The 11,990-nt window shown below is 60.2% G+C and carries 13 protein-coding genes; all 13 read right to left on the reverse strand.

What is annotated here, in order from left to right:
* Positions 1-28: 28 nt before the first annotated feature.
* A complete protein-coding gene (locus DWF74_RS09415; RefSeq protein WP_115580826.1) occupies positions 29-820 on the reverse strand; it encodes an amidohydrolase in 792 nt (263 codons plus the stop codon).
* Positions 808-1,956, reverse strand: coding sequence for a pyridoxal phosphate-dependent aminotransferase (locus DWF74_RS09420; protein WP_115580827.1), 1,149 nt, complete (start codon positions 1,954-1,956; stop codon positions 808-810). The genes DWF74_RS09415 and DWF74_RS09420 overlap by 13 nt, the downstream gene beginning before the upstream one ends.
* Before the next feature lie 120 nt (positions 1,957-2,076).
* Positions 2,077-3,549, reverse strand: a complete 1,473-nt coding sequence (der, locus tag DWF74_RS09425) for a ribosome biogenesis GTPase Der (protein ID WP_011063203.1) — start codon at positions 3,547-3,549, stop codon at positions 2,077-2,079.
* A gap of 141 nt (positions 3,550-3,690) precedes the next feature.
* On the reverse strand, positions 3,691-4,842 hold the full coding sequence (gene bamB / locus DWF74_RS09430; protein WP_102860403.1) for an outer membrane protein assembly factor BamB: 1,152 nt from the start codon (positions 4,840-4,842) through the stop codon (positions 3,691-3,693).
* Complete coding sequence (locus DWF74_RS09435; RefSeq protein WP_102860402.1) at positions 4,835-5,476, reverse strand: tetratricopeptide repeat protein; 642 nt, start codon at positions 5,474-5,476, stop codon at positions 4,835-4,837. Before DWF74_RS09435 ends, bamB begins: the two co-directional genes overlap by 8 nt.
* A gap of 40 nt (positions 5,477-5,516) precedes the next feature.
* Positions 5,517-6,806 carry a histidine--tRNA ligase gene (hisS, locus tag DWF74_RS09440; protein ID WP_102860401.1) on the reverse strand — a complete coding sequence of 430 codons (1,290 nt, stop codon included), beginning with the start codon at positions 6,804-6,806 and terminating at the stop codon, positions 5,517-5,519.
* A 23-nt stretch (positions 6,807-6,829) separates the two neighbouring features.
* Complete coding sequence (gene ispG / locus DWF74_RS09445; protein WP_016968333.1) at positions 6,830-7,939, reverse strand: flavodoxin-dependent (E)-4-hydroxy-3-methylbut-2-enyl-diphosphate synthase; 1,110 nt, start codon at positions 7,937-7,939, stop codon at positions 6,830-6,832.
* Between the two features lie 3 nt (positions 7,940-7,942).
* Complete coding sequence (locus DWF74_RS09450) at positions 7,943-8,965, reverse strand: RodZ domain-containing protein (RefSeq protein WP_102860400.1); 1,023 nt, start codon at positions 8,963-8,965, stop codon at positions 7,943-7,945.
* Positions 8,965-9,723 carry a type IV pilus biogenesis/stability protein PilW gene (gene pilW / locus DWF74_RS09455; RefSeq protein WP_102860399.1) on the reverse strand — a complete coding sequence of 253 codons (759 nt, stop codon included), beginning with the start codon at positions 9,721-9,723 and terminating at the stop codon, positions 8,965-8,967. Before pilW ends, DWF74_RS09450 begins: the two co-directional genes overlap by 1 nt.
* Positions 9,724-9,735: 12 nt before the next feature.
* A complete protein-coding gene (rlmN, locus tag DWF74_RS09460) occupies positions 9,736-10,884 on the reverse strand; it encodes a 23S rRNA (adenine(2503)-C(2))-methyltransferase RlmN (RefSeq protein ID WP_102860398.1) in 1,149 nt (382 codons plus the stop codon).
* Between the two features lie 28 nt (positions 10,885-10,912).
* Positions 10,913-11,338 (reverse strand): nucleoside-diphosphate kinase, encoded by a 426-nt coding sequence (gene ndk / locus DWF74_RS09465; RefSeq protein ID WP_025129556.1) that lies wholly within the window; start codon positions 11,336-11,338, stop codon positions 10,913-10,915.
* 94 nt (positions 11,339-11,432) lie between these two features.
* A complete protein-coding gene (iscX, locus tag DWF74_RS09470; protein WP_102860397.1) occupies positions 11,433-11,633 on the reverse strand; it encodes a Fe-S cluster assembly protein IscX in 201 nt (66 codons plus the stop codon).
* 14 nt (positions 11,634-11,647) lie between these two features.
* Entirely contained in the window at positions 11,648-11,989 is a 342-nt protein-coding gene (fdx, locus tag DWF74_RS09475) for an ISC system 2Fe-2S type ferredoxin (protein WP_025129554.1), read from the reverse strand.
* Between the last annotated feature and the right edge of the window lies 1 nt (position 11,990).

An 11,990-nucleotide genomic window follows, 5' to 3' on the forward strand; every position in this document is an offset into this window, starting at 1 on the left:
AAAAAGTGTGCTGCCGCGCCCAATCCTTCTAGGTGAACATGAAGGTATCGGCGTCGAGATTCGCGGGAAAGCGTGCTCGATAGGCCGCCAACTCGCCGGCGCTCAAACGTACCTGGAACACCCCATCCGCCTCACCGGCACTGAGCAGGGTCTCGCCCTGGTAGTCCAACACCTGGCTGTCACCGGTATACGCAAAGCCCTTGCCGTCGGTACCTACCCGGTTCACCGCAGCGACATAACACAGGTTTTCAATGGCTCGGGCCGGCAACAAGCGGTTCCAGTGCAGCCGCCGAGCCCCGGGCCAGTTGGCGGTGTACAGCAGCAGATCAGTGTCCTGGGCATCGCGGCTCCACACCGGAAAACGCAGGTCGTAGCAGATCAGCGGACGAATCCGCCACCCCTTGAGTTCGAACTGTACCTGGCGCTCACCTGGGGTGAAGTGATTGTGCTCGCCGGCCATGCGGAACAGGTGGCGCTTGTCGTAATGCCAGACTTCACCGTCGGGACGCGCCCACAACAGGCGGTTGCGATGGCTGCCGTCCGCCGCCTGGATGATCACACTGCCAGTGATCACCGCATCGAGCTTCTTCGCCTGGCAGCGCAGCCATTTGCTGGTGGGGCCGTTCTCCGCCTCAGCCAGGGTGCTGGACTCCATGGAGAAACCGGTGGTGAACATTTCCGGGAGGATGATCAGATCCGCACCGCGGGCCTGCTCCAGCAACTGCTCGAAATGCTCGAAATTGGCCTGGCGGTCATGCCAGGCCAGGGTGGTCTGGATCAATGCCAGATTCAGATCGGGTAACGCACTCAGATCACGCATAGCTTCTCCGCTGCCTGACGCAGCGTCTCCTCGCGCTTGGCAAAACACAGACGTACCAGACGCTGCCCCTGGGGCGGCTGCTGATAGAACACCGACACCGGAATGGCTGCCACGCCGTGTTCGCGGGTCATCCAGGTTGCCATGTCGACGTCATTCAAGTCTGGACGAATCTGCGAATAGTCCACCAGTTGAAAGTAGGTGCCGGCCACCCGGGTAAAGCTGAAGCGCGAAGGGCTCAGCAAGTCGCAGAACAGATCACGCTTGGCCTGGTAGAAGGCCGGTAGCTGCTCGACATGTTCCGGGCATTCGGCCATGAAGTCCGCCAGAGCGTACTGCAAAGGGGTCACGCCGCAGAAGCTGACATATTGATGCACCTTGCGCAGCTCGGCGCTCAAGGCCGGTGGCGCTACGACATAACCGGTCTTCCAGCCGGTCACGTGATAGGTCTTGCCGAAGGAGCTGACGACGAAAGCCCGCGGATACAGCTCCTCGTGGGCCAAAACGCTGACATGGGGGACACCGTCAAACACCAGATGCTCATAAACCTCATCGCTGACCAGGTAGATGTCGCGATCACGGATCAGCGCTGCCAGTTGATCCAGTTCGGCACGGCTGATCAAGGCTCCACTGGGGTTGTGCGGCGTGTTGAGAATGATCATCCGTGTACGCGGACTCAGGGCTTCGCCAAGTTTCTGCCAGTCGATGGCAAAGTCATCAAGGCCCAGTTGCACATGCACACAACGGCCGCCGGCCAGTTCCACTGCAGGCTCATAACTGTCGTAACAGGGATCGAAAACGATGACCTCGTCACCGCGCTGAATCACCGCCTGGATGGCACAGAAAATGGCCTGGGTGGCGCCCGGGGTGATGGTCACTTCGCTGTCGGCATTGACCTCGACGCCATAGCTGCGAGCGATTTTAGCCGCCACCTGTTGGCGCAAGACCGGCAATCCGGTCATGGGGGCGTATTGGTTGTGGCCATTGGCGATATGCCGTCCAACCGCGTCACGCAAGGCTTGGGGACCCTCGAAATCAGGGAAGCCTTGGGACAGATTGAGCGCTCCGGTTTCAACCGCGAGCTGGGACATCTGCGTGAAGATGGTGGTGCCGACATTCGGCAGCTTACTGGTGATCATGAGGATTCCCTGCTGAACACCCGGCTCTACGACGGCGCGGGAGGTCCCGAGAATAGCCCAAACACCGGGCATGAAAAAGGGCGCATAAAGCGCCCTCTTACCCACACAAATCCCGGTCGCTCAGCGCTTGTCGCGGCGCTTCTTGTCGGCCTTCTTGTGGTGCGACATCAAGCGACGCTTCTTGTTGACCTGGCGGTCGGTGAGCGTGTTCTTGTTGCCCTCGTACGGGTTCTCGCCACCCTTGAACTCGATGCGAATTGGCGTGCCCACCAACTTCAGTACACGACGGTAGGTGTTTTCCAGATAACGCACGTAGGACTTGGGCACCTTCTCCACCTGGTTGCCGTGGATCACGATCAGCGGCGGGTTGGCACCACCCAAGTGGGCGTAGCGCAGCTTGATCCGACGGTTGTTGACCATGGGCGGCGCGTGCTCGCCAACGGCGTCTTCGAGAATCTGCGTCAGGCGGCTGGTCGGCCAGCGGGTCACCGCCGACTTGAAGGAGTTCTGCACCGACTGGTAGAGGTTGCCCACGCCGGTTCCGTGCAAGGCCGAGATGAAGTGGATATCGGCGAAGTCGACGAAGAACAACCGGCGCTGCAGCTCGGTCTTCACATAGTCGCGCTCGCTTGGCTGCATGCCGTCCCACTTGTTCAGGGCGATCACCAGGGCCCGACCGGCTTCCAGGGCGAAGCCCAGCAGGTTCAAGTCGTGGTCCACCACCCCTTCCCGGGCGTCCATGACAAAGATCACCACGTTGGCGTCTTTGATCGCTTGCAGGGTTTTGACCACCGAGAACTTTTCAACTTCCTCGTGGATCTTGCCGCGCTTGCGCACACCGGCGGTGTCGATCAGCGTGTACTTCTCGTCGTTACGCTCGAACGGGATGTAGATACTGTCGCGGGTGGTACCGGGCTGGTCGTAGACGATGACCCGGTCTTCACCAAGCATGCGGTTGACCAGCGTGGATTTACCCACGTTGGGGCGGCCGATGATGGCGATCTTGATCCCGTCTTTCTCGCTCGGACCAGGAATGCGCTTGGCTTCCTCGCCTTCGGCGACGATTTCTTCCTCGCCTTCTTCCGGCTCGTCGGCGTCATCCTTGGGGAACTCGCTCAGGGCGATTTCCAGCATCTGGGTGATGCCGCGGCCATGAGCACCAGCGATTGGAATCGCGTCGCCCATACCCAGTGGCGCGAACTCGGCGCGGGCCATGTCCGGGTCGATGTTGTCGACCTTGTTGGCGATCACATAGGAGGTCTTGTTACGTTTGCGCAGGTGTTCGCCAATCATCTGGTCGGCCGCGGTAAACCCGGCCTTGGCGTCCACCAGGAACAACACCACATCAGCTTCTTCGATGGCCAGCAGCGACTGCTCGGCCATCTTTTCATCCATGCCATGTTCGTCACCGGAAATACCACCGGTGTCGATCAGAATATAGGTACGCCCTTGCCACTTGGCCTCACCGTATTGGCGATCACGGGTCAGACCGGACAGGTCGCCAACAATGGCGTCGCGAGTCCGAGTCAGGCGGTTGAACAAGGTGGACTTGCCGACGTTAGGTCGGCCCACCAGGGCGATTACGGGAACCATGCGGCTCTCCACTGCGTTAATTGCGAAAATACAAAAGCCGCTGCGAGGCAGCGGCTGGTGCTCGGGGCAGCACCTTGAAGTGCTGCGAACCTTGTCGAGACAAGGCCGCTTGGGGAATCAACCCCAAGCATAGTCAAACCATTACTTGATGGTCAGGGCTTCCAGTTTGCCGCTGTTGCCATACACATAAATCATGTCGCCCACCACCAGCGGACGAGCGCGCAGGCCGTCGCTATCGATGCGGGTACGGCCGACGAAACGACCGTCCACCTGACTCAGCAGGTGCAGGTAACCTTCCAGGTCGCCCACCGCTACGTAGCTGGAGAAGACTTCCGGGGCCGACAGTTGACGACGGGCCAAGGAGTCGTTGCTCCACAGGGCCGTAGTCGAACGCTCGTCCACGCCTTCCACGGTGCCCGACGACAGGCTGACATAGACGCTGCCAAAACCTTGCGCCACACCGGCATAGCTGGAAGCGTCACGCTGCCACAGCGGACGACCGCTCTCCAGGTCCAGGGCAACCACACGTCCCTGATAGCTGGCGACGTACAGGGTACCGCCGGACAGCAGCAAGCCGCCGTCGATGTCCACTACCCGATCCAGCTCGGAACGGCCTTGTGGAATAGCGACACGCTGCTCCCACACCGGCACGCCGTTGCGGATATCCAGCGCCACCACCTTGCCAGTGGAGAGACCGGCCAGGGCCAGACGGTTGGTGGCCAACGGCGCACTGGTGCCCCGCAGGGTCAGTACCGCTGGAGTGCTGTCGTAGAGCCAGAGCTGGTTGCCGGTGCTGGCATCGAGGCCAATCACCCGGTCATCCTGAGTCTGGACCACGACCACGTCACCGTTGGTCGCCGGCGGAGCCAGCACTTCACTGGTGACCCGGGAGCGCCACTTCTCTTCACCGCTGGAAGCATCCAGGGCAACCACTTCGCCTTTCAGAGTGCCGATCATGACCAGGCCGTAACCCACGCCGACGGCGCCGGAAACAGGCAGTTCGAGATCTTTCTTCCATTTGACGTCGCCATTCATGCGATCCATGGAAACCACAACGCCAGTGACGTCGGCGGCATAGATGGTGTCACCATCGATCGCCGGCACCAGCATGTTGTAGGTTTCGCCCTGACCGTCACCGATCGAACGGCTCCACTGCTTCTGCAGGACCACTTCTTCTTTGAAGTCGACCAGTTCAGCCGGCGGCAGTTCTTTCTTGCTGTTGCTGCTGCAACCCGCGGCCAACAAGGCCAGAGCCAGCAATGCTGCATGTTTCCAACGGATCACGTCATGCATCCCCTTTGGCCAGGTCGTCCAGCTTGATTTGTAAGCCACCGACCGCCGCCTCATCCGAGAGCGCCGCCTTGGCTTTTTGGTATGCCGCATGGGCCTCATCCACACGGCCCAACTGGACCAGCAGATCACCCTTGAGTTCTTCGCGAGTCGCCAGGAACGCCTTGTCGGCATCACCCTCGAGCAGCTTCAAGGCCTCGTCAGCCTTGTTCTGCGCCGCCAGCACCTGGGCCAGACGCTGGCGCGCCACTTCACCCAGAGCCGGGCTCGCCGGCTTGTCGAGCACTGCTTTGAGCTGCGCCGCTGCGTCGTCCAGCTTGCCGGTGTCCACGGCTACCTTGGCCACGAACAGGTTGCCGTATTGCGCGTAGGCAGTACCGCCGAACTCGCTGTTGAGCTTGCCGGCCAGGTCTGCAACCCGGGCGGCGTCAGGCTTGCCATCTGGCGTCAGGGTGGTTTCCAGCAGTTGCTGATAGAGCACCGAAGCACCTTGCGACTGATTGTTCTGATACTTGTGCCAGGCCTGCCAGCCGAACACGATAACCAAGGCCAGCAGGCCGCCAGTCACCAGGGGTTTGCCGTTGCGCTGCCACCAGTCTTTCAATTCCGCCAGCTGTTCATCTTCGGTACTCGACACCCCAATACTCCTTATTCGCTAAATCGGCTGTTTGACAGCTTCAACCCTGCACGATGCAGGTGGCCAGGTGCGCGGCGAGCGCATCCCAGGCAATGCTTTGTTGTTCACCCTGGCCACGCAGGGGTTTGAAACCTACCACTTGCTGGGCCAGTTCGTCGTCACCAAGGATCAGCGCGTACAGCGCACCGCTCTTGTCGGCCTTCTTGAATTGGCTCTTGAAGCTGCCGGCACCGGCATTGATCTGCAGACGCAGGTTCGGCAATTGGTCTCGAACGCGCTCACTCAGCGCCAGTGCGGCCAGTTCGGCAGCCTCCCCGAAGGCGCAGAGGTAAACGTCGACCTGGCGCGAGATTTCTTGCGGGATCTGCTCCAGGGTTTCCAGCAGCAGCACCAGGCGTTCGATCCCCATGGCGAAGCCAACACCCGGTGTAGGTTTGCCACCCATTTGCTCGACCAGACCGTCGTAACGGCCGCCGGCACACACAGTACCCTGGGCGCCGAGTTTGTCGGTGACCCATTCGAAAACGGTCTTGCTGTAGTAATCCAGCCCGCGCACCAGCTTCGGGTTGATCACATAAGGGATACCCGCGGCGTCCAGACGGGCCTTGAGCCCCTCGAAGTGCACACGGGACTCTTCATCCAGGTAGTCGGCCAGCTTGGGCGCGTCCACCAGTACGGCTTGAGTGTCCGGATTCTTGGTATCGAGCACGCGCAGAGGGTTGGTCTTCAGGCGACGCTGGCTGTCTTCGTCCAGCTTGTCCATGCGCGCCGACAGGAACGCCACCAGCGCGTCGCGATAACGTGCGCGGGCCTCAGCAGTGCCCAGGCTGTTGAGTTCGAGCTTGACCGCATCACGGATGCCCAGCTCGCCCCACAGGCGCCAGGTCAGCACGATCAGTTCAGCATCAATGTCCGGACCGTCGAGGTTGAAAACCTCGCAACCAATCTGGTGGAACTGGCGATAACGGCCTTTCTGAGGGCGCTCGTGACGGAACATCGGGCCGATGTACCAGAGCTTCTGCACCTGGCCACCGCCAGTGATGCCGTGCTCGAGTACAGCGCGGACGCACGCCGCAGTGCCTTCCGGACGCAGGGTCAGGGAATCACCGTTGCGGTCTTCGAAGGTGTACATCTCTTTTTCGACGATGTCGGTCACTTCGCCAATGGAGCGCTTGAACAGCTCGGTGAACTCGACGATCGGCATGCGGATCTGCTTGTAACCGTAGTTATCCAGCAGACGCGCCACAGTGCCCTCGAAATAACGCCACAGGGGGGTCTGCTCGGGCAGGATGTCATTCATGCCACGAATGGCTTGCAGAGACTTGCTCACAAAAAATCCTTAAATACGTTCGGTTAGCCGCGAGCGATAAGCGCTGCGTCGGCTTCGACCTTTTCGGCCGCCTTCTGCCGGATCAGCTTTTCAAGCTCGTCCACCAGATTGTCATTGGTCAGTTTCTGTGCAGGCTTGCCGTCGATGTAGATCAGATTCGGAGTACCACCGGTCAGGCCGATATGCGCCTCTTTGGCTTCACCCGGGCCGTTGACCACACAACCGATCACCGCGACATCCAACGGCACCAGCAAGTCTTCCAGGCGCCCTTCCAGTTCGTTCATGGTTTTCACCACATCGAAATTCTGCCGCGAGCAGCTCGGGCAAGCGATGAAGTTGATGCCACGGGAACGCAGGTGCAGGGACTTGAGAATGTCGTAGCCGACCTTCACTTCCTCGACCGGGTCGGCCGCCAACGAGATGCGAATGGTATCGCCAATGCCTTCGGCCAGCAGCATACCGAGGCCGACGGCGGATTTCACCGTGCCTGAACGCAATCCGCCGGCTTCGGTGATCCCCAGGTGCAGAGGCTGGATGATTTCCTTGGCCAGCAAGCGATAGGCTTCGACGGCCATAAACACGTCGGACGCCTTCACGCTGACCTTGAAGTCCTGGAAATTCAGGCGTTCAAGGTGCTCGACGTGGCGCAGTGCCGACTCAACCAGCGCTGCTGGAGTCGGTTCGCCGTACTTTTTCTGCAGATCTTTTTCCAGGGAGCCGGCGTTGACCCCGATACGGATCGGAATTCCGCGGTCACGGGCGGCATCCACCACCGCACGCACCCGGTCTTCGCGACCGATGTTGCCGGGGTTGATCCGCAGGCAATCCACACCCAGCTCAGCTACGCGCAGGGCGATCTTGTAGTCGAAGTGAATGTCGGCCACCAGCGGCACCTTGACCTGCTGCTTGATGCGGCCGAACGCTTCGGCGGCGTCCATGTCCGGCACCGAGACCCGCACGATGTCGACACCGGCAGCTTCAAGGCGGTTGATCTGGGCGACGGTTGCGGCCACGTCGTTGGTGTCGCTGTTGGTCATGCTCTGCACCGCAATCGGGGCATCGCCACCGACCGGTACCGAGCCGACCCAGATCTTGCGGGACTCGCGACGTTTGATTGGAGATTCGCCGTGCATGACTTATTGACCTAACTTCAGGCGAGCGGTCTCGCCACTGGTGAACGGGGCGATATCCACCGCCTGACCGTTGTAAGAAATTTGTGCGCCACGGGCATACCCCAGACGTACGGCAAATGGCGGCTTGCCGCTAACATCGACCGTTTCACCCTTGCGCTTCAGGGCACTGAGCAGAATCTTGCCATTGCCATCGATGACCTGGGCCCAGCAATCGGCACTGAACTGGATCTGCACCTGGCCCGCCCCGGCAACCGGAGAGGTAGGCGCCGCTGCAGTGGCAGGATTCGCTGGCGTAGCGGGTACGACAGCCGGAACCGGCGCCTGAACTGCAGGTGCGCTGACAACCGGCGCAACAGCCGGGGCAGCATGCGCAGGAGCGGTCGGAGTCGCAGGGGTCGCAATCGGAGCCGACGTTGCAGGCGCCACTGGATTGGCAGGCGCCTCAGCGGCAGCCAGGCTCTGAGTTTGCGCGGCGTTGTCCTGGGCTTCGCTCTGACCTTCGGCGACGGCCTGGTCTTCCGGTTCGTCGATTGGATGGATCTGCGTGGTGCCGTCGGCACCCTCAACCTCAACGTGCTCGGGACTCAAGGAGATCGGCTCCTTGCCGCGCAAGGAGGACTGATCCTGCCACCAGATGAAACCGCCACCCACCACGGCCACCAACAGCAGCAAGCTGACGATGCGCAGGATGGTGTGGGAAACCCGTACCGGCTCTTCGATACGACCCAGGGCATGAACGCTGCTGCCTTGGGAGTCGGTACCGGTGTATTGATCGAATTCCTGTACCAGGATGGCCTGGTCCATGCCCAGCAATTTGGCGTAGGCACGGATATAGCCCCGAGCAAAGGTATGCCCTGGCAGTTTGTCGAACGCGCCGGCTTCCAGATTGCTCAGGGAGCTCACGGTGAGGTTGAGCTTGTGGGCCACTTCAGCCAGCGACCAACCATTGCTTTCGCGGGCCTGACGCAGGGTCTCACCGGGGTTTACGCGAGTCACTGCTTGAACTTCGGGATGCGCCGCTTTCATCATTGCTCCGACAGGTATTGCTGATATTCCGGCGTACCGGGATAAAGTCGTTTTAGTTGCAGGCCGTAACTGGCGGCCTTGTCGCGATCTTCGAACACCGTTGCCAGCCGAACGCCGAGCAATAGACTACGTGCATTTTGCTCGCCGAGCAGGCTAAAACGATCGTAATAGTCGCGCGCGGGCACATAATGCCTGTCTTCGTAAGACAACTCAGCCATTTCCAGCAATGCGCGGGGCTGTTGGTGATTCAGGCGCAGGGCTTTTTCCAGTTGCAGTTGGGCCAGCTCACGCTGGCCCAGCTTGGAAGCGGTCATACCGAGGTTTTCGAACACCCGGGAACGCTCGGGGTACAGAGTATCAGCAGCGGCCTGCTCGAAGCGCTGATAAGCCTCTTTGTAACGTTTTTCTTCGAACAGGAAGCTGCCGTAGTTGTTGAGGATACGCGCACTGTCCGGACGGGCCGCCAGGGCTTGGCGAAAGTGCTCATCGGCCAGCGCAGGCTCCATCTCGGCCTGGAACACCAGCGCCAGAGCGGCGTTGGCATCAGCATCGGCAGGCGCCAGCTCCAGGGCCTTTTTCAACGGCACCTTGGCCCTTTCGCTCATCCCCTGCTGCAGATACCCCAGGCCCAGCTGTACGTAGGCCTCGCGCGCCTCATCACGGCCCTTGCTGGTGTTCATCGGACTGGAATCACCCGACAGAACACAGCCAGCACAGAGACTGGCAACAAGCAGGAGCAGCGCGAAGCGCAGGGTCATGGAGATCCTCTCTCAGGTACGGGTCGCGGCGCTTTGCGGCATATCGGCGTCGGCGCTCAGCTCACGCACGGCGATATAGCGTTCGCTACGGCGGGTGCGGTCCAGCACCTGCCCGACCAACTGACCGCAGGCGGCATCGATGTCTTCACCGCGAGTCGTACGCACGGTGACATTGAAACCGGCATGATGCAGTTGGTCCTGGAAACGACGAATGGCGTTGTTGCTCGGACGCTCGTAACCGGAATGAGGGAACGGGTTGAACGGGATCAGGTTGATCTTGCAAGGAATGTCCTTGAGCAACTCGATCATCTCAACCGCGTGTTCCAGCTTGTCGTTGACGTCCTTGAGCAGGGTGTACTCGATGGTCAGCACGCGCTTCTCGCCCAGGGAGGACATGTAGCGCTGGCAGGACTCCAGGAGCATCTTCAGCGGGTACTTCTTGTTGATCGGCACCAACTGGTTGCGCAGCGCATCGTTGGGTGCGTGCAGGGACAACGCCAGGGACACGTCGATGTGCTTGGCCAGCTCATCGATCATCGGCACCACGCCGGAGGTGGACAGGGTCACACGGCGCTTGGAAATGCCGTAGCCCAGGTCGTCCATCATCAGGTGCATGGCGGCGATGACGTTGTCGAAGTTCAGCAGCGGCTCACCCATGCCCATCATCACCACGTTGGTGATGGCACGGTCGACGGTTGCCGGGACGCTGCCAAAGGATTTGTTGGCAATCCACACCTGGCCGATGACTTCGGCGGCGGTGAGGTTGCTATTGAAGCCTTGCTTGCCGGTGGAGCAGAAACTGCAATCCAGGGCACAGCCTGCCTGGGACGAAACGCACAGAGTGCCGCGCTTGCCCTGGGGAATGTACACGGTCTCGACGCAGCTGCCGGACGCCACGCGCACCACCCATTTGCGGGTGCCGTCGCTGGAGATGTCCTCGCTGACCACTTCCGGACCGCGAATCTCGGCAACGGCCTTGAGCTTCTCGCGCAAAGCCTTGCCGACATTCGTCATGGCGTCGAAATCATCGACGCCAAAGTGGTGAATCCATTTCATTACCTGACCGGCACGGAAACGCTTCTCCCCGATTGAGTCGAAGAATTTCTCCATTTCCGGTTGAGTCAACCCCAACAGGTTAGTTTTGCCGATCGATGTAGTCATGGTCTCACCCCTCACTCGCCAGCCTTACTCAGCGAGCGGTTACTTCAGTAGCTGCGAAGAAGTAAGCGATTTCGCGAGCAGCGGCAGCTTCGGAGTCCGAACCGTGAACGGCGTTGGCGTCGATGGACTCGGCGAAGTCAGCACGGATGGTGCCGGCAGCAGCTTCTTTAGGGTTGGTAGCGCCCATCAGCTCACGGTTGCGAGCAATGGCGTTTTCGCCTTCCAGAACCTGAACAACAACTGGGCCGGAAGTCATGAAGGCAACCAGTTCGCCGAAGAAGCCACGCTCGCTGTGCTCAGCGTAGAAGCCTTCAGCTTCAGCCTTGGACAGTTGCTTCATTTTCGAAGCTACAACGCGCAGGCCGGCTTCTTCAAAACGGGAAACGATCTTGCCGATAACGTTTTTTGCAACAGCGTCAGGCTTGATGATGGAGAAAGTACGTTGAACAGCCATGGTGTAACTCCAGAAACGGTGATTAAAGCGAAAAATTAAACCCGCGAATTATACGCGGGTTTATAGGGATTGCCTAACTGCGTAGCCCGCGGATTCAGTCCGCTTCGTCGATCCAGGCGGCCTGAATTGCTTCAAGAACCTTCTCGCCTCCGCGAGCCGGATCGTCGCTGAACTCTGGCAGTGCCAGAACCCATTGGTGCAAGTCGACAAAGTTCACATAACGCGGATCCACATCCGGCTTGGAATCAGCCAGCTGGATCGCGATTTCCAGTACATCAACCCACTTCAGACTCATGACGACTCCTTGAATCAGTGCGGCGCTTCGGCGGCATGGTTGAGTGAGTACTTGGGAATTTCAACGGTCAGGTCTTCATCGCCAACGATGGCCTGGCACGACAGGCGCGACTGTGCTTCCAGGCCCCAGGCCTTGTCCAGCAAGTCTTCTTCCAGCTCGTCGGCTTCGTTCAGCGAGTCAAACCCTTCACGAATGATGCAGTGGCAGGTAGTGCAGGCGCAGACGCCGCCGCAGGCGCTCTCGATCTCGATGTGGTTGTCGTGGGCCACGTCGAGCACCGAAACACCAGGCTCGACCTCGACAACCAGACCGTCCGGGCAGAACACGGCGTGTGGCAGAAAAATGATCTGCGGCATC

The sequence above is a fragment of the Pseudomonas protegens genome (assembly GCF_003363755.1).
GTDB lineage: Bacteria > Pseudomonadota > Gammaproteobacteria > Pseudomonadales > Pseudomonadaceae > Aquipseudomonas > Aquipseudomonas danubii.

Excerpts from the sequence above, each read along its gene's own strand:
- iscX (WP_102860397.1), bottom strand. The coding sequence starts at position 11,633 with ATGAGTCTGAAGTGGGTTGATGTACTGGAAATCGCGATCCAGCTGGCT.
- DWF74_RS09450 (WP_102860400.1), bottom strand. The coding sequence starts at position 8,965 with ATGAAAGCGGCGCATCCCGAAGTTCAAGCAGTGACTCGCGTAAACCCC.
- ndk (WP_025129556.1), bottom strand. The coding sequence starts at position 11,338 with ATGGCTGTTCAACGTACTTTCTCCATCATCAAGCCTGACGCTGTTGCA.
- pilW (WP_102860399.1), bottom strand. The coding sequence starts at position 9,723 with ATGACCCTGCGCTTCGCGCTGCTCCTGCTTGTTGCCAGTCTCTGTGCT.
- bamB (WP_102860403.1), bottom strand. The coding sequence starts at position 4,842 with ATGCATGACGTGATCCGTTGGAAACATGCAGCATTGCTGGCTCTGGCC.
- DWF74_RS09420 (WP_115580827.1), bottom strand. The coding sequence starts at position 1,956 with ATGATCACCAGTAAGCTGCCGAATGTCGGCACCACCATCTTCACGCAG.
- der (WP_011063203.1), bottom strand. The coding sequence starts at position 3,549 with ATGGTTCCCGTAATCGCCCTGGTGGGCCGACCTAACGTCGGCAAGTCC.
- ispG (WP_016968333.1), bottom strand. The coding sequence starts at position 7,939 with ATGCACGGCGAATCTCCAATCAAACGTCGCGAGTCCCGCAAGATCTGG.
- fdx (WP_025129554.1), bottom strand. The coding sequence starts at position 11,989 with ATGCCGCAGATCATTTTTCTGCCACACGCCGTGTTCTGCCCGGACGGT.
- DWF74_RS09415 (WP_115580826.1), bottom strand. The coding sequence starts at position 820 with ATGCGTGATCTGAGTGCGTTACCCGATCTGAATCTGGCATTGATCCAG.
- rlmN (WP_102860398.1), bottom strand. The coding sequence starts at position 10,884 with ATGACTACATCGATCGGCAAAACTAACCTGTTGGGGTTGACTCAACCG.